21 protein-coding genes and 1 tRNA gene are annotated in these 22,099 nt (G+C 67.8%); 8 read left to right on the top strand and 14 right to left on the bottom strand.

Annotated elements, in window-relative coordinates:
* Positions 1 to 115: 115 nt before the first annotated feature.
* Positions 116 to 2,095, top strand: a complete 1,980-nt coding sequence (locus tag ACO073_RS28010; protein WP_422002408.1) for a hypothetical protein — start codon at positions 116 to 118, stop codon at positions 2,093 to 2,095.
* 9 nt (positions 2,096 to 2,104) lie between these two features.
* Here the strand turns inward: ACO073_RS28010 and ACO073_RS28005 are convergent, their stop codons facing one another.
* Together ACO073_RS28005 and ACO073_RS28000 are read right to left on the bottom strand one after the other, a co-directional pair.
* On the bottom strand, positions 2,105 to 3,922 hold the full coding sequence (locus tag ACO073_RS28005; protein WP_422002407.1) for an acyclic terpene utilization AtuA family protein: 1,818 nt from the start codon (positions 3,920 to 3,922) through the stop codon (positions 2,105 to 2,107).
* Positions 3,923 to 3,924: 2 nt separating this feature from the next.
* The gene (locus ACO073_RS28000) at positions 3,925 to 4,707 is read right to left on the bottom strand and encodes an enoyl-CoA hydratase (RefSeq protein ID WP_422002405.1); all 783 of its coding nucleotides are present in this window, start codon (positions 4,705 to 4,707) and stop codon (positions 3,925 to 3,927) included.
* A 96-nt stretch (positions 4,708 to 4,803) separates the two neighbouring features.
* Between ACO073_RS28000 and ACO073_RS27995 the strand changes: the two genes are divergently transcribed.
* The 4 genes from ACO073_RS27995 to ACO073_RS27980 all read left to right on the top strand — a co-directional run bounded on the left by ACO073_RS27995 (position 4,804) and on the right by ACO073_RS27980 (position 8,142).
* Positions 4,804 to 5,697 carry a PaaI family thioesterase gene (locus ACO073_RS27995; RefSeq protein ID WP_422002403.1) on the top strand — a complete coding sequence of 298 codons (894 nt, stop codon included), beginning with the start codon at positions 4,804 to 4,806 and terminating at the stop codon, positions 5,695 to 5,697.
* Between the two features lie 310 nt (positions 5,698 to 6,007).
* A complete protein-coding gene (locus ACO073_RS27990) occupies positions 6,008 to 6,916 on the top strand; it encodes an IS1595 family transposase (RefSeq protein ID WP_422003174.1) in 909 nt (302 codons plus the stop codon).
* 222 nt (positions 6,917 to 7,138) lie between these two features.
* Entirely contained in the window at positions 7,139 to 7,753 is a 615-nt protein-coding gene (locus ACO073_RS27985; protein WP_422002402.1) for a hypothetical protein, read from the top strand.
* A 218-nt stretch (positions 7,754 to 7,971) separates the two neighbouring features.
* Complete coding sequence (locus tag ACO073_RS27980) at positions 7,972 to 8,142, top strand: hypothetical protein (RefSeq protein WP_422002400.1); 171 nt, start codon at positions 7,972 to 7,974, stop codon at positions 8,140 to 8,142.
* Between the two features lie 448 nt (positions 8,143 to 8,590).
* On the opposite strand, the gene ACO073_RS27975 is transcribed toward ACO073_RS27980, so the two are convergent.
* The 3 genes from ACO073_RS27975 to ACO073_RS27965 are packed head-to-tail and all read right to left on the bottom strand — an operon-like array spanning position 8,591 to position 11,736.
* Positions 8,591 to 9,223: a glutathione S-transferase family protein gene (locus ACO073_RS27975; RefSeq protein ID WP_422002398.1), complete on the bottom strand. Its 633-nt coding sequence runs from the start codon at positions 9,221 to 9,223 to the stop codon at positions 8,591 to 8,593.
* Between the two features lie 39 nt (positions 9,224 to 9,262).
* Positions 9,263 to 9,622: an Hpt domain-containing protein gene (locus ACO073_RS27970; protein ID WP_422002397.1), complete on the bottom strand. Its 360-nt coding sequence runs from the start codon at positions 9,620 to 9,622 to the stop codon at positions 9,263 to 9,265.
* Entirely contained in the window at positions 9,619 to 11,736 is a 2,118-nt protein-coding gene (locus ACO073_RS27965) for an ATP-binding protein (RefSeq protein ID WP_422002396.1), read from the bottom strand. The genes ACO073_RS27970 and ACO073_RS27965 overlap by 4 nt, the downstream gene beginning before the upstream one ends.
* Positions 11,737 to 11,904: 168 nt before the next feature.
* Here ACO073_RS27965 and ACO073_RS27960 point away from each other — a divergent pair, with 168 nt between their 5' ends.
* Complete coding sequence (locus ACO073_RS27960; RefSeq protein ID WP_422002395.1) at positions 11,905 to 12,612, top strand: response regulator; 708 nt, start codon at positions 11,905 to 11,907, stop codon at positions 12,610 to 12,612.
* Between the two features lie 6 nt (positions 12,613 to 12,618).
* On the opposite strand, the gene ACO073_RS27955 is transcribed toward ACO073_RS27960, so the two are convergent.
* The 6 genes from ACO073_RS27955 to ACO073_RS27930 are packed head-to-tail and all read right to left on the bottom strand — an operon-like array spanning position 12,619 to position 17,426.
* Complete coding sequence (locus ACO073_RS27955) at positions 12,619 to 13,323, bottom strand: amino acid ABC transporter permease (protein ID WP_422002393.1); 705 nt, start codon at positions 13,321 to 13,323, stop codon at positions 12,619 to 12,621.
* Positions 13,320 to 14,021 (bottom strand): amino acid ABC transporter permease, encoded by a 702-nt coding sequence (locus tag ACO073_RS27950; protein ID WP_422002391.1) that lies wholly within the window; start codon positions 14,019 to 14,021, stop codon positions 13,320 to 13,322. Before ACO073_RS27950 ends, ACO073_RS27955 begins: the two co-directional genes overlap by 4 nt.
* A gap of 6 nt (positions 14,022 to 14,027) precedes the next feature.
* Positions 14,028 to 14,855: an ABC transporter substrate-binding protein gene (locus ACO073_RS27945; RefSeq protein ID WP_422002390.1), complete on the bottom strand. Its 828-nt coding sequence runs from the start codon at positions 14,853 to 14,855 to the stop codon at positions 14,028 to 14,030.
* Entirely contained in the window at positions 14,852 to 15,616 is a 765-nt protein-coding gene (locus ACO073_RS27940; protein ID WP_422002388.1) for an amino acid ABC transporter ATP-binding protein, read from the bottom strand. Before ACO073_RS27940 ends, ACO073_RS27945 begins: the two co-directional genes overlap by 4 nt.
* Positions 15,613 to 16,755 (bottom strand): pyridoxal phosphate-dependent aminotransferase, encoded by a 1,143-nt coding sequence (locus ACO073_RS27935; RefSeq protein ID WP_422002386.1) that lies wholly within the window; start codon positions 16,753 to 16,755, stop codon positions 15,613 to 15,615. Before ACO073_RS27935 ends, ACO073_RS27940 begins: the two co-directional genes overlap by 4 nt.
* A 2-nt stretch (positions 16,756 to 16,757) precedes the next feature.
* On the bottom strand, positions 16,758 to 17,426 hold the full coding sequence (locus ACO073_RS27930) for a GntR family transcriptional regulator (protein ID WP_422002385.1): 669 nt from the start codon (positions 17,424 to 17,426) through the stop codon (positions 16,758 to 16,760).
* A gap of 149 nt (positions 17,427 to 17,575) precedes the next feature.
* On the opposite strand from ACO073_RS27930, the gene ACO073_RS27925 reads away from it, so the two are divergent.
* Together ACO073_RS27925 and ACO073_RS27920 are read left to right on the top strand one after the other, a co-directional pair.
* Positions 17,576 to 18,910, top strand: coding sequence for an aspartate aminotransferase family protein (locus ACO073_RS27925; protein WP_422002383.1), 1,335 nt, complete (start codon positions 17,576 to 17,578; stop codon positions 18,908 to 18,910).
* A gap of 180 nt (positions 18,911 to 19,090) precedes the next feature.
* Positions 19,091 to 19,166, top strand: a tRNA-Met gene (locus ACO073_RS27920).
* A 19-nt stretch (positions 19,167 to 19,185) separates the two neighbouring features.
* Here ACO073_RS27920 and ACO073_RS27915 read toward each other — a convergent pair.
* The 3 genes from ACO073_RS27915 to ACO073_RS27905 are packed head-to-tail and all read right to left on the bottom strand — an operon-like array spanning position 19,186 to position 22,075.
* Positions 19,186 to 19,953, bottom strand: a complete 768-nt coding sequence (locus ACO073_RS27915; RefSeq protein ID WP_422002381.1) for an enoyl-CoA hydratase-related protein — start codon at positions 19,951 to 19,953, stop codon at positions 19,186 to 19,188.
* On the bottom strand, positions 19,950 to 21,221 hold the full coding sequence (locus ACO073_RS27910) for an acetyl-CoA hydrolase/transferase family protein (RefSeq protein WP_422002379.1): 1,272 nt from the start codon (positions 21,219 to 21,221) through the stop codon (positions 19,950 to 19,952). The genes ACO073_RS27915 and ACO073_RS27910 overlap by 4 nt, the downstream gene beginning before the upstream one ends.
* Positions 21,218 to 22,075 carry an HpcH/HpaI aldolase/citrate lyase family protein gene (locus ACO073_RS27905; protein ID WP_422002377.1) on the bottom strand — a complete coding sequence of 286 codons (858 nt, stop codon included), beginning with the start codon at positions 22,073 to 22,075 and terminating at the stop codon, positions 21,218 to 21,220. The genes ACO073_RS27910 and ACO073_RS27905 overlap by 4 nt, the downstream gene beginning before the upstream one ends.
* Positions 22,076 to 22,099: the final 24 nt, after the last annotated feature.

Here is a 22,099-nt window from a genome sequence, read left to right as displayed (position 1 = left end):
GCAGGACGTTGACGGAAGAGACGTAGGTGCCGGCAGGGTCAACCGATAAGATCGGATGCGGTACAGCAGGAGGTCTCCTATCAGGGCAATATCGATTGTTCTCGGAGCCATTGCTTTGGCAACGAGCGCCGGCCCATCTCCGCAAGCTGCGGCCCAGGCCGCGGCACAGCGCACGACGCTTGCGCGGGCGAACGAGTTGGTCGCCGAGCATTTGGTTCGAGCGCGGCGCGAGCAGGACCTTGCCTTGCGGCAACGCATGTATTCAGAGGCATACGTCGCGCAGATGTCCCTGCCGACACAAGACGATCTCAGCCACGTGGCGCGACGTTTCAACGACATCGGGCGGGGCCTGAACGCCATCGATATCACGCGATCTCTCCGAGACGGCATCGAGTGGGAAATCGTCGCGCTCAATGAGAAGCGCTACGGCCGCAATCGCGTCAGGCATTTGCTCCAGGCGCTTCTGGGGAGCGATGCCGGCAGCGAGCTTCGCCGCTATGACTTCCGGCGCCTGGTCAATGCCAACAGGCGAGACGATGTGACGGCACGTATTGCCGCGCAACCCTGGTCAGACGGTGAGCTCGAAGATCTCTGCGAGAAGGGCAAGTACGACTTGGCCGGCTACGCAGCCACAAAGCTCACCTCGCCAATCTGGGCCGATAGAACCGTGAATGTCATGGCGGAACTCGGCATGGCCGCCGAGGCTGAAAGCCGCGCCCTGCAATACATGCCGCCAGCGAAAGAGTTGTCGCAAAACGGACTTGCGATGCTCACCAGGCTGGCGGTGACGGAAAGTCGCCGAGGGCACAGCGACAACGTGCTGCGCTTGGTCCGCATGGTGCTCGAAGCGCCGGGCGTCAATTCGCTCACTTCGGTCGCCGGCTCCTCCGGGTGGGGAAAATGCGAAGCGAAACTCTGGAACGAATGGCCCCGCTGGAGAGCGCGAAGCATTCAATGGCTGTCCATTCCTCAGCCTCCGTTCGACGGGTTTCCCAGCTTCAGCGGATCGCTCGCCGCCGACTTGGCAGCGGCCTTGGCCGGGACAGGGAGCAACACCACATCTCTCAAGCTCATTGACGGGCTCGTTGGGCTGATCGTTCGCGAGATTGCGAACAATCCGACTGGTGTTCTGCCCAAGGGGGCGGACGAAAAAACCGTCCTCGCGTGGGCCGATCGCCAACGTCGCCATAAGGAGATGACGCAGACGCTACAGTCGTTGATGGTGGCGCGCGTCGTGGCCGGCGGCGAAGTCGATGACGCGGCAGCCAAAGCTCTCGACATGAAAGCCGTCAAGCGGTTCATGTTTGAGTTCCCCCATTCCCAGATTTCCCTGCGCATCCTCTCGCACTCGGCGGCCGAGCGGCGGCGCCTTGACCAGGCCAGTCCTGGCCGCGGCGAATTCCTTCGATACGCCGCCCTGATCGAACAAGGGCAGGGCCGCGAGGCCCGTGCCTTGGCGTCGACTCACCCGCAGGTTCGCGAACAGGTGTACGCGTCCATGCTTACGGATATCGCCATGAGCCTGCAGAACGCCGACCTCGAAAAGAAGGCAGAGGCGATGATCGACGCGTATATCGACTTGGAATACAGAGCCGATACCGCCGTCGTGTTCTTGCTCCTGCGCCAGGGGCGAACGGAGAAGGCTAAGGAGATTCTGCGGCATTTTGTTTCGAGCGTTTACGGTGAAGACGTTTTTATCGGCGTGATGCTGCTGCGCGAACTCGGAGAACCTTTCGACGCTTCGATGTTGACGGAGGCCTTGCGCGGCGACACCCCTGGAAAAGTCGCGAACTGGCTGGAGGCGATTGACGCCCTTGCTTGGTCGGCGGCCAGCGACGAAATCGACATGCTCTTGCGCACACCGCCCAGTGAGCTCTCGGCGTTGAGTGCAGACGACGCGGCGCGGATGCGCTGCACCGCCTATGGTTTGCAAGCCATCGCCCTCGCGCGCGGTGGCCAGCTCGAAGCCGGACTGCGCCTGGTCACCGACCGAAACCTCATTCAGCGCGACTATTGGTGCAAAGGCGACAGGGATTCGTATTTCGATCTCAGCTACCTGGTTCACGAGTGGATCGAGCGAGGGCACGCGCAGTGAGCCGCAATGCTAAGCCGCCAGCTTCTGAGCCACCGCCGCCGGCACCCTGACCGGCATATCCAGCAGCATCTGCGCGAACGCCTTGGCCAGCGGGTCGGCTTTGAGCGAGGCCATGCCGCCGCCGCCCAGCGCCTGGCGCAGGAGGAAGTTGAAGCCGTTGATGCCGGGCAGGCGCCAGCGGCTCACCTTGCCCTCGATGCGGTGGGCGAAGTATTTGGCCACCGCCTCCTCCGTCACCTCGGCGTCCAGGATCGGCTGGTACTCCGGCCGGCGGGCGAAGATGCCGATGTTGGCGTTGTCGCCCTTGTCGCCGGAGCGGCCGTAGGCCAGCGCCACCAGGGGCACGGTTTCCGTCGCCGCGTTCGGGCCGGTGGTGGGCAGCGGCGGCGCGGGCGGCGCTTCCTGCGGCAGCTGGTCGGCGGTGAAGCCGCCGCTCCTGGCACCCTCCTCCAGGACGATCGTGCGGCCGTCGAGCTCGACGGTGACCGGCACCAGCGTCTTCGGGACCAGACAGGAGAACATGCGGATCACCGGCGAGGGCGAGACGCGGCCGGCGCCGAAGCTGCCGGTCATGCCGACCACGCCGCCGGTCGCCATCGGCGCGATCTCGCGCCCGAGCAGGGAGAGCGCCTCCTTCTGGTCGTGCTTGGCCGCGATCTTGACCACAACCTCGCGGCTTTCCTGCGCCCGTGCGTGCGGGCCGTAGGTCGCCTCGCCGCCGATCACCTCGATGCTGACGTCGCGGAAGTCGCCGAGGTTCTTCTCGCGGAACAGGCGGCGCGTCTTGCTCACGATCATCTCGGCGCTGTGGCGGCCCTTGGCCACCGCCTCGCGGCCCCCCATCATGAAGATGGCGCTGAGCTTGTAGCCGTCGGGCCAGGTGGTCGAGACCTTGTAGGTGTCGGTCGCGGGCCGCCCCCTTGCGCCCGAGACGCGCACGCGATCCTTGCCGACCGGCTCGTAGGTCGCCTGGGTGAAGTCGCAGACGACGTCGGGTACGATGTAGGCGCGCGGATCGCCGATCTCGTAGAGCATCTGCTCGGCCACGGTGGCCGGCGTGATCAGCCCGCCGGTGCCCTCTGGTTTTGAGAGCACGAAGCTGCCGTCGGCCTCGACCTCGGCCACGGGGAAGCCCATGTCGTCGTAGCCCGGCACCAGGCGCCAGTCGGTGAAATTGCCGCCGTTGCACTGGGCGCCGCATTCGATGATGTGGCCGCACAGCGTGCCCGCCGCCAGCCGGTCGTGGTCGTCCATGGTCCAGCCGAAGGCGTGGATCAGGGCGCCCAGCGTCACCGCCGAATCGACGCAGCGGCCGGTGATCACCACGTCGGCGCCCTCGTCGAGCGCGCGGGCAATCGGGAAGCCGCCGAGATAGGCGTTCATGCTGGTGATGCGGGCCGGCAGCGCCTCGCCGGTGTCCATCTCGCGCAGGCCCAGCGCACGCAGCTCCTCGGCGCGCGGCTGCAGGTCGTCGCCCAGCACCACGGCGACCTTGAGCGACACACCGGCCGCCGCGCAGGCCTCGAGCACGGCGTCGCGGCAGGCCTGCGGGTTCACGCCGCCGGCATTGGTGATCACCTTGATCTTCCGCTCGGCGATCTCGCGGGCGAGCGGCGCCATGACGACGCTCACGAAGTCGACGGCGTAGCCCGCCTTGGGGTCGCGCAACTTCTGCGCCGCCAGGATCGACATGGTGACCTCGGCCAGATAGTCGCTCACCAGGTAGTCGACGTCGCCGTGGCGCACGAGCTGGGCGGCGGCGCTCTCGGTATCGCCCCAGAAGCCGGAATGACAGCCGACGCGGACGGTCCTGGCCCCGTGTGCCATGGCTACTTCCTCTTGCGGTTGACGAACGCGGTCATGCGCTCGACGTGCTCGCCGGTCGTCACCGATTCCGCCATGGCATCGATGCCGGCCTGCACCGCCTCGTCGATCGACAGCCGCTCCCAGCGCCGCATCAGCCGCTTCTGGGCGCGCACGGCGCGCGGCGCCGCCTCGACGATGGCGTGCACCGCGCGCTCGATCGCGGCGTCGAGCTCGCCCACCGGCACGACCTCCTCGACCAGGCCCCACCTCTCGGCCTTGGCCGCGTCGATGGTCTCGGCCGTCATCAGGAGGCGCGAGGTGCGGCCCCAGCCGATCAGGCGGGGCAGCAGCGCGGCCTCGACCACCGAGGGCAGGCCGACATTGACCTCGGGCATGCCGAAGAAGGCGTTGTCGGCGGCGATGCGCATGTCGCAGGCCGCGGCGACCTCGAGGCCGGCGCCCAGCGTGTAGCCCTCGCAGCGGGCGATCACCGGAACGGGACAGTCGCGGATGGCTTGGCAGAATCTGTGGATCTGGGTCAGGAACTTCCGACCATCCTCCGACGCCTTCATCGTCACCATGTGGTTGATGTCGGCGCCGCCGATCAGGGCCCGGCCGCCCGCGCCCGCGAGCACCACCACGCTGAGCTCGTCCTCGCGGGCCAGCGACTGGAAGGCCTCGGTGAGGTCGAGCAGCGCCGGCGGATTGACGGCGTTCAGCTTGCGCGCATTGTCGTAGACGACGGTCGCCACGGTGCCGGACGGCCGGCGGTCCCAGGAGATGTCGACCTTGTGGACGGCTGCCATGACGTTTCGCTCCGTGGCTCTTTGTCGTTGGGGGAATTCCGTCTAATAGAGCGCCGTCGCGACGCTTCACAAGAGCCCCACCGCCAGAGTTCCCGCATGCCCGATTCCGCCATCGATCTCGGCCAGTACTCGGTCTTCGTGCCGCCCGATCCGTTCGAGGACCATGTCGGCCCGTTCTACTACCGGATCACCGGCGACCCGCGGCAGGCGGACAGCGTGCACTGCGTGCTGCCGACCCACGACCGCCACGGCAACTATGCCGGCGGCGTGCATGGCGGCCTGACGCTCGCCTTCGCCGACTATGCGCTCTGCCTGGTCGCCGGCCGCGCCGCCGACGGCGGCACCAACAGCGCCTTCGCCGTGACGGTGAGCATCGCCGTCGAGTTCCTCGACGCCGGACGGCTGGGGCCGCCGCTGGAGGCGAGTGGCGAGCCGCTGCAGGTCACCGGCCGCCTCGCCTTCGCCCGCGGCCGCATCACCCAGGAGGGCCGCGTCATCGCCCTGTGGTCGGGCGTCTGCCGCCACGTCGCCCGCGACAAGGCGATGGCCCGCAAGCAGGAAGCCGCGAGCACCCCGCCACCGGCCGTGCAGGCGGTGCCGCCGGGCTTCGACCTGCTGGCCGGCGCCAGCATCTACTCGCGCCACATCGGCCCGTCCTACGCGCGGACCGAAAGCGACGGCGCCACCCTGGTGCAGCCGACCCTGCCGCACATGTGCAACTCGGGCGGCGCGCTGCACGGCGGCTACATGATGAGCTTCGCCGATTCGGCGGTGACGCGGGCCGCCGCCCTGGTGACCGGCAAGGCCACCAGCACGGTGGCCTTCGCCGCCGAGTTCCTGTCCGCCGGCACGCCGACCGCGCCGGTCACCACCCGGGTCGAGGTGCCGCGCCACGGCAAGGCGCTGGCCTTCGTGCGCGGCCTGCTGGAACAGGAAGGGCGCAAGCTGTTGTCCTATTCGTCGACCATCCGGCTGCGCGAGCGCCGGTAGTCCGGTTCTTGTGGGTCGGGAGGGCATGACACGCTCTCCCTGGTAATTCGGATAATTGCGCAAGTTTCGCTGATGGTTTTCGCCGGTGTGACGCCGAGGCGTCCGGGGCGATCCGTCGGCGCACCGACGACACAGGCCCTCGCACACGCACACGCACACGCACGCCGGGCGAGGGACCAACGATGGATAGAACGGCAGGCCCTCGCATCTTGCCACTAACTGTGGTGCTTTTCAATAACCATAGTGGTCATTATATACTTCACGGAACAAGCCGCGAGGGGTAGTTTCCCCTCATGCTCGATCTGACCGACTGACCGACCCCATCTATTCCGACGAGACCGCCGCCCGGAAGCATCTGGAAAAGATCCGCTGGCAGGATGGTGCCTATTGCCCGCATTGCGGCGACCTGACCAACGTCAAGGCGCTGGGCGGCAAGGCGGCTGAGAAGGGCCTGTGGCACTGCGGCTCATGCCGCAAGAAGTTCACCGTCACGGTAGGGACTGTCTTTGAGCGGTCGCATATCCCCCTCACCAAGTGGCTCGCCGCCTTCCATCTGATGTGCAGCAGCAAGAAGGGCATCAGCGCCCATCAAGTCCACCGGACGCTGAACATCACCTACAAGTCGGCATGGTTCATGTGCCATCGCATCCGCGAGGCGATGAAGGCTGGCGGCGTCGTGCCGCCGCCGCTGGGCGGCAAGGGCAAGCACGTGGAGGCCGATGAGACCTTTATCGGCCGCAAGGCCGGTGCGGTCATGGGCCGTGGCGGCGTGGCCCACAAGCGCACCGTGCTCTCTCTGGTGGAGCGTGGCGGCGAGGTCCGGTCCTTCCATATCGATCGCGCCACGGTGTCGGAGATCGTCCCTCACATGGCGAAGCATCTGGACATCGAGAGCACGCTGAACACGGATGAGGCCAAGCGCTTCGTCGGGATCGGCCGGACCTTCAAGGGCGGCCACCAGGCGGTCGACCATTCGGTCAAGGAATACGCCCGCGACACCGCCCACACGAACACGCTGGAAGGCTACTTCTCGATCTTCAAGAAGGGCATGCGCGGCGTCTATCAGCACTGCGACGAGCGCCACCTTCACCGCTATCTGGCCGAGTTTGATTTCCGCTACAGCAACCGCGCCAAGCTCGGCGTGGACGACAACGCGCGGACCCGTAAGGTGCTAAGGGGCATCTCCTGTAAATGCCTTACCTACGTTCAGGCTCACTAAGGGCGACGAGGTCGAGCGGCTACGGAAGTTGCTCGCGAAGCTACTTCGATGACTTCGGGCGGCGCTTTGGTGCCGCCTTTTTCTTTGCCTTCCGGCTCGACACCGCGTGTGGAATCGCTGGCATACTCAACGCTGCGCGCAATGCCGCATCGCGCCTACGCATGGCTTCTGTCGGGGGATAGTCGTCACGCTGTTGTTTGGGCGTCACAGGGGAAGGATAGCATGACCAAGGGCAAAATGCCTCCAGTCGGGCGTGACAATGCGCTCAGGAGCCTCAAGGCCCTAATGAAAGGGTCATCATCTACTGCAACGATTGAATTCATGCGCGCCGCATTTTATAGGGAAAGGACGGTGACACGTGACTATCGTGGCGAGTGTCTTACGGCTGTCGCAATGCTGGATGCGAGCCTTCAAGACGCACTTGAGACTCGCTTTGAAGCCTTGAACAGCGACCGCCGAAAGGAACTTTTCAGCGACAGTTCCAATGGTCCTCTGTCCACGTTTTCCAACAAGATCCGAATGGCTCAGGCGCTCGGCTTTTTTGGTCCAGAACTGCGGAAAGACCTCGACCTGCTCCGGAGCATCCGGAACACGTTTGCGCACGCACACCAACACGTTGATTTTAGCACCAACGAGGTTACGCAGGCTTGCCGCCTACTGAACTACTCTCACGTGCTCGTGGGCTCTGGGTATGCTCCAGACGACTACGTGCACGATCCTGCACGCTGCTTTTTTGCTGTTTGTTACGTCGCTGCGATCATGTTTGTACAGATCATCCCCAAGCATCGGCATGAGATGCTTATTATTGAGGGGCCGACTACTTGGCGCCTTAAGTAAATTGCTGCGCCTGCTTCATCTTTCGGAAGATTTCTAGCACCAACAACCCCGAGGGTTCTTCGACTCGACTACCCCATTAACAAAATGCCTCTACTCCCGCCTCGATCATCTCGGGGGTGATCTCGATCTCTAGCTTCGATTCATCGCACGAGGCCATGGGCCACCTGATGCTTATGTTCTCCGATTGTGGTGCCGTGATACCACAAAGGAGGGCGCGAATGGATGCCGACAATCTCAAGCTCGAATGCCTGAAGTTGGCCGCCGCGATGGAACGGCTTTGCAGTGCCGATAAGATCGTGAAGGAGGCCGAGGCTTACTGGCTCTGGCTCATCGCTCCTCGGGATTCCGGCCCAGCACTGCCACTCGACGACACTCCCAGTACGTCTTGAGTATGTAGGCTCGATCCGCCGAGTTCGCCCTGCCATGGTTGTAGATGTCTCTGTTCTCGACGGTCACGATGTGGTTGAACAGCTTGTAGGCAATCTGTTCAGGTGAATTCTCGCCAATGTGGACCGTGGTATTGTCTGCCATCGCTTCCTCCCCAGTTGAGTCGGGAAATCTGCCCACAACTGCGAGAGGAGTCGAGTCGCCAGCCTGTCACGCGGTATCTCGACACCCCATGCGGCTCGTTCCTTCAAGTATACAATAACCACTATAGTGCATGCGGGTGGATTTCGGCCGCGGCACCTGCACGAAGGGGGTGACCCCAGGTGTCATCCCGAGCGCAGCGAGGGACCTTTCCCGTCCCTTCAAAGGCCCCTCGCTACGCTCGGGATGACAGAGCGTCGTCCCTGCACTCGGCACTCCCCGCTCCGGTCGGGACGACGAATGAGGTGGCTAGCGCCCCAGCTCGTAGGGGCCGCCGCGCTCGATCGCCTTCCGGTAGGCCGGCCGCGCCTTCAGGCGCTCATGCAGCGCGGAAAGGCGCGGATAGTCGGCGAGCGGCCCGCGCGTCGCGCCGGCGTCGAGGATGAACGACAGGTGGATGTCGGCCACCGAGAAGCGGTTGGCGACGAAGTAGTCGTTGCCGCCCAGCGCATCCTCCATGTAGCCGAAATGGTTCGCGAGCTCGCTGTCGATGCGCGGCCACAGCGGCTTGCCGGCGTCGCCCAGCCGGCCGACATAGAGCTTCAGCATCAGCGGCAGCATCGCCGAGCCTTCGACGAAATGCATCCAGTGCAGGTAGGCACGGTAGTCGGCCGAGTCGGGGTCGACCGCCGGCGCCAGCCTGCCGTCGTCGTACTTGCGCACCAGGTACTCGAGGATCGCGCCGGTTTCCGCCACCACGCGGCCGTCGTCCTCGATGACCGGCGACTTGCCGAGCGGATGGATCTTCTTCAGGTCCGGCGGCGCCAGCCGCGTCGTCGCATCGCGCTGGTACGGCACGACCTCGTAGGGCTGGCCGAGTTCCTCGGCCAGCCACAGGACGCGCTGCGAGCGCGAGTTGTTGAGATGATGGATCCTGATCATGGCGTCTCCTCCCGGCTGCGGCCCGTCAAAGGCCCGTCGCTACGCTCGGGGTGACAGGGTCACCGGGTCAATCCCCGCCTGGCGCGCGATGCGCCGGACCTCGGGGTCGAGCCGGGCGGCGAGGCCGGCGAGACCGTCGCGGTCGGCGGTGCGCGCCGCCGCCTCGATCGCCGAGGCCAAGGCCTGCAATGCCGCCGCGCCGATCATGCCGGAGGCGCCCTTCAGGCGATGGGCGGCCCGGGCGATCACGCCCAGGTCGGCGGTGCCGGCGATCTCGCGCTCGGCCAGCCTCGCTGTCTCCACGAAGTCGCGTTCGACCTCGGCCAGCGTCACGGGGTCGTCGCCGAACAGCTCGACCAGCCGATGCCGGTCATAGGCCAGGGTCCCGTCGCGGTTCATGCGGCCGCCCGCGGCAGCCAGGGAGCGAGCACGGCCCGCAGCTGGTCGATGCCGATCGGCTTGGTGACGAAGCCGTCCATGCCGGCGGCGCGGCTGCGCTGCTCCTCGTCCTCGTGGGCGCTGGCGGTGACGGCGAGGATGGGCACGCGCGCCCGCCCCGTCGCGGCCTCGGCGGCACGGATGCGCCGCGCCAGCTCGAACCCGTCCATGCCCGGCATCTGCAGGTCGGCCAGCACGAGGTCGTAGGCGCCGGTCCGCCAGAGGGCCAGCGCCTCCTCGCCGCCCGCGGCCGTGTCGGCCGCCGCCCCGGCGAGCTCGAGCTGGCGCGCCAGGACCTTGCGGTTGACCGCATTGTCGTCGACCAGGAGGACGCGGGCCCCGAGCGATCCCGGCGGAACAGGCGCGGACCGGACGGCGGCGACCGGGCGTCCGGCGGCGCGGGCGACGGCGCGCACCAGCGCCTCGCGCCGCCACGGCCGGGCGAGCGGCAGCGGCGATTCGGCGCCGGCCAGCCGGATGCCGGGAAGGCCCTCGCCCCCCAGGACCTCGGATGGGGCGGCGCGCGCGTCCGCGCCGGCATCGGCCAGGTAGCGGGCGACGGCGGCGGCCTCCTCGGCATCGGGCAGGCGAACCTCGAGCGACAGGCCCTCGAGAATGCGGTCGCGCCGCGGCGCCGGGGGCGCCGCCTCCAGCCGGACGGTGACCCGGAACGTCGAGCCGCTTCCCGGCGCACTCTCGACCTCGACGGCGCCGTCCATGGCCTCGGCGAGGCGCCGCACGATCGACAGGCCGAGCCCGGTGCCGCCGAAGCGGCGGGTGGTCGAGCTGTCGGCCTGCACGAACGGCTGGAACAGCCGCAGCCGCTGCTCCTCCGTGAGGCCGATGCCGGTGTCGGCGACGCGGATGCAGAGCCGCCCCGGCCCGGCCGTCTCCAGCGACAGGCGGACCGAGCCCGCTTCCGTGAACTTGATGGCGTTGCCCAGCAGGTTGAACAGGATCTGCTGCAGGCGCAGCGGATCGCCCATGACGCGCTCGGGCACGTCGGCCGCGACGAAGGCCGTCAGAGCCAGGCCCCTGGCCGCGGCCTGCGGCGCCAGCGTCTCGGCGGCGGACTCGACCAGCGCCACGGTGCCGACCTCGATGCGCTCGAGGTCGAGCCGTCCGGCCTCGATCTTGGAGAAGTCGAGGATGTCGTCGAGGATGCGCAGCAGCGCGGAGGCCGAGTAGCGCACCGTGTTGAGCGCCTCGCGCTGATCGAGCGACAGGTCGGTCCGCTCCAGCACGTCGATCATGCCCAGCACGCCGTTCATCGGCGTGCGGATCTCGTGGCTCATGGTCGCGAGGAAGGTCGACTTCGCTTGGTTGGCCGTCTCGGCCTCGCGCTGGGCAGCGATCGCCTCGTCGCGCGCCCGTCGGGCCTCGTCGTAGGCGACCTGCAGGCGGCGGGCCAGCTCGTCCTTCTGGCAGGCCAGCGCGATATTGTCGTACTGCCAGCGATGGACGTCGCGCACATAGGCCATGAGATGGCCGAGATAGGCGCCGCCGGCGATGCCGACGAGCTGGTAGAAGGGATCGGGCTCGGTCACCAGGACGAACAGCAGCGGGATCGTCGTGGCGCCGGCGAAGGCATAGAAGGTCGGCGGATGCGACGAGCGGATCGGCACCGCGGTCGTGATGGTGGCCAGCAGCACCAGCCCCAGCAGCATGCGCTGCAGCTCGTAGTCGGTCGAGGCGAGGATGTAGCCGGCCACGCCCCAGCAGGCGCCGGCGAGGAACGACAGGCCGGTGAACCACCGGCCCCAGCGCAGCGTCTCGGCATCCGACGGCCGCGCGCGGTCGAACCGCCGCCGCAGCACGTCGAAGGCGATGGTGACGAGGATGTGGGCGACGAAGGGCGGCGCGAGCTCGAGCAGGTCGACCTGCCGCCAGTAGATGGCGGCGATGACCGGCCACAGGACGAGCGAGAAGTATCGCGCCTGGGCCGAGCCCTCGAACAGGCGGCGGACGAGCTCGGCGCGGACGAAGGCATCCTGGTTCGCCGGCGCGGCCGGCGGCGCGGACCCTGCCGCGTCGTCAGCCGCGAGGCTGGACATCGGCGCCGGACGGCGTGTCATCCCGGGTCCGCAGGACGGTCATGGCGAGGGTCTCGAAAGCGGGAACGACATGGACGCATGATATCGGCAAGCCGGGCCGGGGCGCATCAAGTTTCTCAAGTATTCTCTATATCTCATTGAAAAACAGTGTTATTTTCCAGGACGAATTCAGAGTTCCTGGACCCGCCGATGTTCCGCCCCTCCGTCCTGCTGGTCGAGGACGACGCCTTCCAGCGCGCCGCGGCCGAAGCCTTCCTGAACGGCAACGACCTCCGGGTGATCGCCGTCGAGAACGGCGCCCAGATGCGGCGCCAGATCGCGCGCGCCATGCCCGACCTGGTGCTGCTCGACGTCCACCTGACGGGACAGGAGGACGGGTTCGCGCTGGCGCGGTGGCTGCGCGAGACCAGCCCGAAGGTCGGCATCATCATGCTGACGGCGGCGGGCGACTCGGTCGACAAGGTGCTGGGCCTGGAGAGCGGCGCCGACGACTATGTCGCCAAGCCCTACGAGCCGCGCGAGCTGCTGGCGCGCTGCAAGAGCGTGCTGCGCCGCTCGGCCAGCAAGGTGACGCCCGCCCTGCTCGAGCGCATCCGCATGGGCGGCCACACGCTCGACCTGTCACGCCGCCAGCTCCTCGACGGCGAGGGCCGGGACGTCGCCCTGACGTCAGGCGAGTTCGACATCCTGAAGCTGTTCGCCGAGAACCCCAACCGCCCGCTGTCGCGCGACTGGCTGCTGGAGACGACCAGCCATCGCAGCCGCGACCCGTTCGACCGGGCGATCGATCTCCGGGTCACCCGCATCCGCCGCAAGCTCGAGCCGACGCCGCAGAAGCCGACGGTCATCCGCACGGTGCGCGGGGTCGGCTACATGTTCGTGCCGCCGGCGGAATGAGGCGGCTCAGCGCGCGAAGAAGCAGAGGATGCGGTTGAAGCGGCGGCGGTCCTCGAGCAGCCGCATGACCGCGCTCAGCGTGCGATTGAGGATGAAGTAGATCGCGAGCAGCGTGGCATAGACCTCGACCGGGGCGGTGAGCAGGCGGTTGTTGATCTGCCGCCCGATCTCCGTCACCTCGGCAAGTCCGATCAGGAAGGCGAGCGAGGTCCCTTTGAGCAGGGTGATGAACCGCCCGGTCATCGCCGGGATGGAGTTGAACACCGCGATCGGAAGCTGGACGTAGAGCGCCACCTGCAGCGACGACAAGCCCATCGCCCGCGCCGCCTCGACCTGCCCGACCGGCACCGACAGGAGGCCGCCGCGCACGATCTCGGCGAGATAGGCGGCGTTGAACAGCACGATCGCCACCAGCACGCTGACGAACTTGCTCGGCTCCCATCCGAAGTAGGGCGGCGCGAAGTAGGCCCAGAAGATCAGCACCAGCAGCGGGATGTTGCGCAGCAGCTCGACATAGAGGCCCGCCAGCCAACGGACCGGCCGCGACCCGGCAAAGCGCAGATAGCCCACCGCCAGACCGAGCAGCGTGGCCAGCACGATACCGATCAGCGACAGCTCGATCGTCAGCGCGACGCCGCCCAGCGAGCGCGGCCAGTCGCCGATCAGCAGGCGCCGCACGTTGTTCTCGGTGAAGACCAGCTCCCAGTTCATGCCGCGATCCGCCGATTCCGCGACAGCCGGCGCTGCAGCACATGACCCAGCCCGGCGATGGTGGCGCAGACCACCAAGTAGAACAGCGTCGTGGCGGTGAGCGCCTCGACGCCGCGGAAGCTCGAATAGTCGATGTAGCGCGCCTGGTAGGTGACGTCGGCGACCCCGACGGCGAGCGCCAGCGAGGTGTTCTTGATCAGGCTTACGGATTCGTTGACCAGCGACGGGGAGATGATGCGCACGAGCTGCGGCAGCAGCACGTAGCGGACCGACTGGGGAAAGCTGAAGCCGATCGCCGCCGCCGCCTCGTACTGGCCGCGCGGGATGGCGTTCAGCCCGCCACGGACGATCTCAGCGACGAAGCCGCTGTGATAGAGGCCGAGCGCGAAGATGACGGCGACGAACTGGAAACCCCAGTCGCGCAGCACCATGATCGCACCGGGCGGCAGGATCACGGTGGCCGAGAAGTACCAGAACAGGATCTGCACCAGGGGCGGCGTGTTGCGCAGCAGCTCGACATAGAGCCAGCAGAACGGCTTCAGCGGTCCGAACTCCGACCAGCGCAGCACCCCGAACAGGAATCCCAGGACCAGGGCCAGGACCAGCGAAAGGGCGGCCAGTTCGAGGGTCACGAGGGCGCCCTGGACCAGCAGGCGCCCCCCCTCTCCCCACAGGATGCTCCAGTCGAACTGGTACATCCGGCGTCAGTCCCAGACTTCCATCTTGAAGCCGATCTCGTCCTTCTTGAGGTTGAGCTTGGTGCCCGGACCGATCCACTTGCCGTAGATCTTGTCCCAGGTCCCGTCCTTCCAGATGTCCTGCAGGGCGAAGTTCAAAGCATCGCGCCATTTCGAATCGTTCTCGCGCACGCCGATCGCATAATCGCCGCCGCCCAGCGATTCGCCGACGATCAGATAGTCCTCGGGCTTGGGCGAGTTGGCGCGCAGTCCGGCCAGGATGATGATGTCGGCCACCACGGCGTCGATCAGGCCGCGCTGCAGGGCGAGGAAGGCCTCGGGATAGCCCTCGAAGGTCTGTCCCACCGCCTTGGGCTGGGCGGCCGCCAGGTTCTTGAGCGCCAGCGCGCCCGACGTGGTGCCGACGCGCTTGCCCGCGAGATCGGCCGCCGACTTGATGCCGCTGTCCTTCTTCACCATCAGCTTCTGGCCGGTCCAGAAGTATCCGACGGTGAAATCCACCACCTTGTCGCGCTCGCGGTAGTGGGTGAGCGTGGCGGCGATCATGTCGATGCGGCCCTGCTGCAGCAGCGGGATGCGCGTCGCCGCCGTCACCGGCACGAGCTCCACCTTGACGCCGAGCCGCTTGCCGATCTCGTTGGCGATGTCGACGTCGAAGCCCACGGTCTCGCCCTTCTCGTCGACGATGCCGAAGCCCGGAACATCCTGGCGCACGCCGACGCGAACGACGCCGCGCTTCTTGACCTCGTCCAGCGTGTTGGCCGGCGCCTGAGCGAACGCCGGGGCCGCAACCAGGAACAGACCGGTTGCGGCAATCAATGACCTTCTCTTCATCCCACCCCTCCTTCGACGGAAATCCGTTGTCCAACCACCGTGCGCACGAAGCGCCGGGCTTCCTCGCTCTTCGGCGCCCGGAAGAACTCGGCCGGCGGCGCCACCTCGACGATCATGCCGGCGTGCATGAACGCCACCCGGTCGGCGACCTCGCGCGCGAAATTCATCTCGTGGCTGACGATCACCATCGTCATTCCCTGCCCGGCGAGGCCGCGCATGACGTCGAGCACCTCGGCCACCATCTCGGGGTCGAGAGCGGAGGTCGGTTCGTCGAACAGCATCAGCGATGGCTGCATGGCGAGCGCGCGGGCAATCGCCACGCGCTGTTGCTGGCCTCCCGAGAGGAAATCCGGAAAGGCATCGGCCTTGTCGGCGAGTCCCACGCGTTCCAGCAGCCGCTGCGCCGCCTCGCGTGCCTCGCCGCTGCTCTTGCCGAGAATTCTTCGCGGGCCGAGCGAGATGTTCTGCAGGGCCGTGAGATGGGGAAACAGATTGAAGGACTGGAAGACCATGCCGATGTGGCGCCGCAGCGCCCGCAGCCCCGCGCGGCTGCGCGGCACCTCGGCTCCCTCGAATCGGATGCTGCCGCTGTCGATGTCCTCGAGCCCATTGATGCAGCGCAGCAGCGTGCTCTTGCCCGAGCCGCTGGCGCCGCACACGGAGACGACCTCGCCGGCCGCCACGTCGAGGCTGAGGTCGCGCAGCACCGGCAGCGTTCCGAAGCTCTTGTTGAGGCCGTCGATCTCGAGGAGCGCGCTCATGTCGGCAGGCCTCGAAGCAAGGCGCGTGCCCCCTCGACGATCGCCGGCAATGGTCCGACGAGATTGATCCTGACATGGCCCTCGCCGGCGGCGCCGAACACGGCGCCCGAGGTCACGGCGACGCCGGCCTGGTCGAGCAGATGCGCGGTGAAGGAGTCGCTCGAGAGGCCGAACCGCTGGATGCCGGGGAACAGGTAGAACGAGCCCTGCGGCACGGAGAGACCGAAGCGCGGTTCCTCCGCCAGGATCGCCAGGCAGGTGTCGCGCTTCTCCTGGTAGGCCCGTCGGAGCGCCGGCGCCCATTCGTCCTCGCGCGCCATCGCCTCGCAGGCGACCTTCTGCGACGCGAGACACACCGACGAGATGAGCTGCTGCGTGCAGACGGCGACCATTCGGCAGATCTCCTCCGGCCCCACCAGCATGCCGATCCGGTAGCTCGGCAGCGCGAAAGCCTTGGAGAAGCTGTAAAGAAGGATGGTGCGCTCGCGGATGGCCTCGAACCGGCCCGGGCTCAGGTGGCGATTGTCGTCGAAGACGAAGAGGTCGAAGCTCTCGTCGCAGATCAGCCACAGGTCACGCCGTTCCACCAGCCCGGCCAGTGCCGCGAGCTCGGCCTCGCCGAAGACGCGGCCGGTCGGATTGTGCGGCGTGGTGACGATGACGGCCCGGGTGCGCGGCGTCACGGCCGCCTCGATCGCCGCGACGTCGAGGCGGAAGTCCGGCCCGGCCAGCGCCACCGGAACGGCGCGGCCCCCTGCCAGGGCGATGGACGGCGCATAGGTCGACCAGCAGGGATCGAGCACGATCACCTCGTCGCCCCGCTCGAGCAGGGCCAATGCCGAGAAGAAGACGCCCTGCTTGGCCCCGATGGTCGCCACCATCTCGCGCTCGCTGCGACTGACGCCATGGCGGCGTGCCAGGCGGTCGGCAAAGGCCTTGCGCAGGAAGGACTCGCCCCAGGGATCGCCCAGCGCGTTCTCGGCCGGTGCGATCGTCGGGCCACGAAGGCCGACCAGCGGAGCCGGATCGGGCGCCCCGCCCGCCAGGTTGAAGATCGTCCTGCCGCCCGCGCGCAACGCCCGAACCCGATCGCCGACGGCGAGCGTTCCCGATGGCGGCAGGCCCGCGAGAACCGGCATGCTCAACGTTCCCGGTACTTGTCGAGGGCGGCGGCATAGACGTCGACGACACGTCCGAGGTTCCGGGTGATGTGCTCGACGGTCATCTTCCGCGCGATCTGGAAATTGCGGCTGCGGATCGCCTGGGTGATGTCGCGGTGATACCTGTACTCGGCCCGGCCCGAGAACTCGTCGAGCAGCAGGATGAAGCGCACCGGCAGCGACATGGCGTTGACCTGGTGCAGGATCGTGCGCAGCACCGAGCTCTCGGTGCTGTCGATCATGAGCTGGTGAAACTCGATATTGTGCGAGAAGTAGCCTTCCAGGTCGCGACGCGCCGCGAAGTCGCGCATGACGCCATTGATCCGGTCGAGCCTGTCGCACAGCGCGTCGACTTGCTTGGTCGCCAGTGCATCCACCACCTCTCCCTCCAGCTCCGCGCGCAGCCGGTAGAGGTGGCGCAGGTCGTCGGCGGTGTAGTGCTTGACCTTGAAGCCGCGGCGCGGGGCGTGGACCACCAGCCCCTGGAGCTCGAGGATGCGAAGCGCCTCGCGCACCGGACCGCGGCTGGCCCCGTATTCGGCGGCAAGATCGGTCTCGCGCATCGAGCTGCCCGGGGGATAGCGCCAGCGGATGATCCCCGCCTTGATTCGGTCGGCCAGGAAGTACGGGATCGTCTCGGGCAACGACACGACCTCTCCGGTTTCGCGACCGGTTGCCGCCGCCGCAAGGTTCCTCGCTGACAACATTTGCCCTTTCTCAATTGTCTACAATTTACTTTCGACGATACTGGGCGTAGTTTCCCGCCCTGTCCAGTAGGCATCGGGTGTTGGAGGAAGAGATGGACGCGAGGCAGGCCAAGGAGATCTCGGATCAGTGGATGATCCCGACGCCCGCGGGCGCCTACATGGCGGGGCTCGAGAACCGGCCGATCATCGAGCGGGCCGAGGGCATCGAGGTCATCGACACGACCGGCAAGCGCTACCTCGACTTCGGCTCCGGGCAGATGGCGGCGGCCCTCGGGCACAATCATCCGCTCTACGTCGCCTCGGTGAAGCGCAGCCTCGAGACGATCAGCCATTCGACCAAGACGTTCCTCAACGTCGACCGGCTGGAGCTGCACAAGCGGCTGGGGGAGATTCTCACCCCGCCGCTGCAGAAGACCCTGTTCCTGGTAAGCGGCAGCGACGCCATCGAGGCGGCGATCGACCTGGCGCGCAAGGCAACCGGCGGCGTCGATGTCCTGGCGCTCGACATGGCGCTGCACGGCTCGACGTCGTTCGTGACGCGGTCGCTGACCTTTGGCTGGGGCCGCGCCAAGCATCGCCTCGCCGCCCCCGGCACCTCGGCGATCCTGACCCCCTACGCCTATCGCTCGCCTCTGGCGGGCGGCAACGACTTCGTCGAGAAGTGCCTGCAGCTCAGCTTCGAGATCGCCGACGCGAACTTCACCGCCAAGCCGGCCGCCGTGATCCTGGAGCCGGTGCTGAGCGCCGGCGGCATCATCGTGCCACCGCCGGGCTACGTGAAGGCGCTCACGAAGATGGCGCACGACCGCGGCATGCTGGTGATCATGGACGAATCGCAGACCGGACTCGGCAAGACCGGCAAGCTGTGGGGCCACCAGCACGAGGACGTGGTGCCTGACATCATGACCGTGTCCAAGCATTTCGGCGCCGGCATGCCGATCAGCGCCGTCTGCACCACGGACGCGATCGCCCGGCGGGCCGTCGACAACGGATACTTCGCCACCCGCTCCCATGCCTGCGATCCGATCGCCTGTGCCGCCGGCGTGGCCAGCATCGACATCATCCAGACGGAGAACCTGGTCGAGCGCGCCGCCGCGATCGGACGGCGCATGCAGGCTGCGATCGAGACGATGGCCAGGGACATCGAGGCGATCGGCGACATCCGCGGCCGCGGCGTCCTCTACGGCGTCGAGTTGGTCGAGGATCGCGGCACCAAGGCGCCGGCCAGCGACCTCTGCCGCGCCGTCGTCGCCCAGTGCCAGCAGGACGGGCTGCTGGTCCAGTCGCGCGGCAGCCACGGCCGCATGAACGTCGTGCGCCTCGTGCCGCCGATGGTCTCGACCGACGCCGAGATCGACCGCGGCATGGACATCTTGGACAATGCGCTGCGCACCGCCTTGCGCGGGCAGCGGGCAAAGGCGGCCTGATTGGCCTTAGCCAAGACATCCCGGGTTCCGCCGCCTCCGCGGCGGCCCCGGAGGCGTGGTTCGGCGTGTCCCCCTGCCAGCGGGCGGGATCGCACTGGTGCTCGAGAGACCGACGACCGACGCAGATCCTTCCGGCTGTTCCAGCCGCGTGGAATGTGCGTTAGAACCCCGCCCGGGTGCGGGGCCGTAGTTCAGTGGTTAGAACGAGCCGCTCATAACGGTTATGTCGCAGGTTCGAATCCTGCCGGCCCTACCACCCGAACCACGGCATCCTCTCACCGCCCCTTCCAGTTCGGCGGCCGCTTCTCGGCGAAGGCGCGCGGTCCCTCCTGGGCGTCCTCGCTGAGATAGACGGGCTCGAACAGGGCGCGGCCGGCCCGCAGGGCGGCGGAGCGACCCATCTCGGTCGACATGTAGACGAGCTCGCGGGCGGCCCGCACGGTGAGCGGCGCGTTGCGCACGATGGTCTCCGCCAGCTCCAGCGCCGTCGCCCGCAGCCGGTCGGCGGGCACCACGGCATTGACGTAGCCCAGCTCGTAGGCGCGACGGGCATCGAGCGGCCGCGCCGTCAGCAGCAGCTCCATCACGATGCGCTGGGGCAGCATGTGGATCAGCGGCGTCGCCCAGGGCACGCCGCGGCCGACCTTGGGCTCGGTGATGGCGAAGACGGCATTCTCGCTGGCGACGCAGAGGTCGCACATCTGGGCGAACAGCCAGCCGCCGGCATAGGCGACGCCGTTCACGGCCGCGATCACCGGCTTGGACACGTGGACATTGTCGCCCAGCACCGGGATGAAGTCGCGCGGCGGCACGCGCAGGCCGGTCGCCGCCGCCTCCTTGAGGTCCATGCCGGCGCAGAAGGCCTTCTCGCCGCTGCCGGTCAGGATCGCGACCTTCAGCGCCTCGTCCTGCTCGAACCTGCGCCAGGCGTCGGCAAGCCCCTGACGAATGCCGCTGTTGATGGCGTTGAGCTGGGCCGGGCGGTTGAGGGTGACGATGGCGATCGGCCCCTCGGCCTCGAACAGGACATCGGACACGGTCATGCTCCTTTCCAGTGCCGGCGCGCCGCCGCCAGCAGGGTCTCGCGATGTTCCGGCGCGGCGATCGCCACCATGGCACGGATGCGCTCGCGAAGCGTCAGCCCGCCCAGCTTCGCCAGCCCGTGCTCCGTCGCCACGACGTCGACGTCGCTGCGGGCCGTGGTCACCGGTCCCGACAGCGCCGCCACGATGCGGGATTCGCCGCGCCTGCCGGTCGCCGGCAGGGCGATCACCGACAGTCCGTCCGGCGACCGGGCGGCGGCGCGGACGAAGTCGACCTGGCCGCCGACGGCGCCGAGATAGGAATCGCCGATCGCCTCGGCGTTCACCTGGCCCGTGAGGTCGACCTCGAGCGCGGAATTGATCGAGACCAGCCGCCGCAGCGACGCCAGGTGAGCGCCCGAATGGGTGTAGCTGCTCGGCCGCAGCAGCAGCGAGCGGTTCCGGTCGGCGAAGCGGTAGAGCATCGACGTGCCGATCAGGCTGCCGGTGACGGTGACGCCGGGATCGAGGCCCTTGGCGGCATTGGTCACGGCGCCGCGCTGCATCAGCATCGCCACGGAATCGCCGATCATGCCGGAATGGATGCCGAGATCGCGGTGATCGACCAGGCTCGCCACGACGGCCTCGGGAACCGCGCCGATCCCCATCTGCAGCGTGGCGCGTTCGGGGATCGCCGCCTGCAGATGGGCGGCGATGCGGCGCTCGGTGTCGCCGAAGGGCGCCGGCGGCACCTCGATCAGCGGCTCGTCGGTATGGACGCAGATGTCGATCTCGTCGCTGCGCAACGGCGTCTCGCAGGGCGTCCAGGGGACGCGCGCATTGACCTCGGCGACGACCAGCGAGGCCCGCGCCACCGCCGCCCGGACATAGTCGGCGATCAGCCCGAAACTGTGCTCGCCCTGCCGATTGGCACGGGAGACCTGCAGCAGCACCACGTCGCAGGCGATGTCGCCGCGGGCGATGAGCGGCGCGATCGAGGAGATATGGCACGGCAGGGGGTCGAGCACGCCCGCGGTGGCGAGCCGGCGCAGGCTGCCGATGCCACCGATGCCCCGGAAGCGCAGATGATCGCCATGCTCCGGCTGGAAGGTCGTCGAGAAGCCCGACCCGAGGAAGACGGTGCTGCCGCTCAGCGCGGCGCGCTGCCCGACCAGCGCCCGGGTCAGCGTGGACGGCTCCCCCGCCGCCTGGCCGACGACGAAGCCGACGCCCGGCCGGACATGGCGCGAGAAGTCGAGCCGGTCGATCGAATGGACGTGGACCGTCATGACAGGGGAGTCGCCACGATGGCGCGGGCGCGTTTGAGCAGCGGCCCGTCGACCATCTTGCCCTCGAACTCGATCACGCCGACGTTGCGGGCCAGCGCCGCCTCGTAGGCAGCGATGAGGCGCCGGGCGAAGTCGCGCTCGTCCGGGCTCGGCGAGAACACCTGATGGGCGAGCTTCACCTGGCCCGGCGTGACGCAGGTCTTGCCGTCGTAGCCCAGGTCGAGCCCCTCGCCGGCATCGGCCACGAACAGCTCGGAATCGCGGATGTCCACGACCACCTGGTCGATCGCGGCGATGTCGGCGGCGCGGGCCGCCATGACGACCAGGGACCGCGCGGCATGCACCTCCGCCCCCTTGCGCGTCCGTCGGCCGGCCATCGAGGCGGCGAAGTCCTCGGCGCCGAAATAGGCGGCCCGCACGCCGAGGTCCGGCCGGCACACGGCGGCGGCGTTCTGGACGCCGCGCACGCTCTCGATGCCGCCGATCACGAACCGGGCCGATCTCTCCGGGAACTGCGTCCGCAGGCGCGCGATGTGGTGGTGCGCCGGCCAGAGGGGCCCCGGCTCCTCGAGCTTGGGGATGACCACGCCGTCGATGTCGCAGGCGAAGGCGGCGGCGAGGTCCTCGAGGTAGCCGGGCGCAGACGGCTCGTTGACGCGCACCGTCAGCAGGCCGCGATAGCCGCCGTCGCGAACGGCGGCGACCGCCGCCGGCAGGGAAGCGCGCGCCGCCTCCTTGTCGGCCGGCGGCGTGCCGTCCTCGAGATCGATGACGCTGCAGTCGGCCGCAGCGCGGGCGAACTTGGCAAGCAGGTCGAGGCGGTTGGCGGGCGCCAGCAGGAAGGATCGGAACATGGTGACTCGGAGCGGATCGGTGGG

It is taken from the genome of Reyranella sp. (assembly GCF_965229815.1).
Lineage (GTDB): Bacteria > Pseudomonadota > Alphaproteobacteria > Reyranellales > Reyranellaceae > Reyranella.
Note: the sequence above shows the minus strand (reverse complement) of the source record. Positions and strands in the feature narration are given on the sequence as shown.

Excerpts from the sequence above, each read along its gene's own strand:
- ACO073_RS27910 (WP_422002379.1), bottom strand. The coding sequence starts at position 21,221 with ATGACGGTCCACGTCCATTCGATCGACCGGCTCGACTTCTCGCGCCAT.
- ACO073_RS28005 (WP_422002407.1), bottom strand. The coding sequence starts at position 3,922 with ATGGCACACGGGGCCAGGACCGTCCGCGTCGGCTGTCATTCCGGCTTC.
- ACO073_RS27915 (WP_422002381.1), bottom strand. The coding sequence starts at position 19,953 with ATGACCGTGTCCGATGTCCTGTTCGAGGCCGAGGGGCCGATCGCCATC.
- ACO073_RS27905 (WP_422002377.1), bottom strand. The coding sequence starts at position 22,075 with ATGTTCCGATCCTTCCTGCTGGCGCCCGCCAACCGCCTCGACCTGCTT.
- ACO073_RS27925 (WP_422002383.1), top strand. The coding sequence starts at position 17,576 with ATGGACGCGAGGCAGGCCAAGGAGATCTCGGATCAGTGGATGATCCCG.
- ACO073_RS27935 (WP_422002386.1), bottom strand. The coding sequence starts at position 16,755 with ATGCCGGTTCTCGCGGGCCTGCCGCCATCGGGAACGCTCGCCGTCGGC.
- ACO073_RS27955 (WP_422002393.1), bottom strand. The coding sequence starts at position 13,323 with ATGAACTGGGAGCTGGTCTTCACCGAGAACAACGTGCGGCGCCTGCTG.
- ACO073_RS27970 (WP_422002397.1), bottom strand. The coding sequence starts at position 9,622 with ATGAACCGCGACGGGACCCTGGCCTATGACCGGCATCGGCTGGTCGAG.
- ACO073_RS27985 (WP_422002402.1), top strand. The coding sequence starts at position 7,139 with ATGACCAAGGGCAAAATGCCTCCAGTCGGGCGTGACAATGCGCTCAGG.
- ACO073_RS27950 (WP_422002391.1), bottom strand. The coding sequence starts at position 14,021 with ATGTACCAGTTCGACTGGAGCATCCTGTGGGGAGAGGGGGGGCGCCTG.
- ACO073_RS27945 (WP_422002390.1), bottom strand. The coding sequence starts at position 14,855 with ATGAAGAGAAGGTCATTGATTGCCGCAACCGGTCTGTTCCTGGTTGCG.
- ACO073_RS27980 (WP_422002400.1), top strand. The coding sequence starts at position 7,972 with ATGGATGCCGACAATCTCAAGCTCGAATGCCTGAAGTTGGCCGCCGCG.
- ACO073_RS27960 (WP_422002395.1), top strand. The coding sequence starts at position 11,905 with ATGTTCCGCCCCTCCGTCCTGCTGGTCGAGGACGACGCCTTCCAGCGC.
- ACO073_RS27965 (WP_422002396.1), bottom strand. The coding sequence starts at position 11,736 with ATGACACGCCGTCCGGCGCCGATGTCCAGCCTCGCGGCTGACGACGCG.
- ACO073_RS27940 (WP_422002388.1), bottom strand. The coding sequence starts at position 15,616 with ATGAGCGCGCTCCTCGAGATCGACGGCCTCAACAAGAGCTTCGGAACG.
- ACO073_RS27995 (WP_422002403.1), top strand. The coding sequence starts at position 4,804 with ATGCCCGATTCCGCCATCGATCTCGGCCAGTACTCGGTCTTCGTGCCG.
- ACO073_RS27975 (WP_422002398.1), bottom strand. The coding sequence starts at position 9,223 with ATGATCAGGATCCATCATCTCAACAACTCGCGCTCGCAGCGCGTCCTG.
- ACO073_RS28000 (WP_422002405.1), bottom strand. The coding sequence starts at position 4,707 with ATGGCAGCCGTCCACAAGGTCGACATCTCCTGGGACCGCCGGCCGTCC.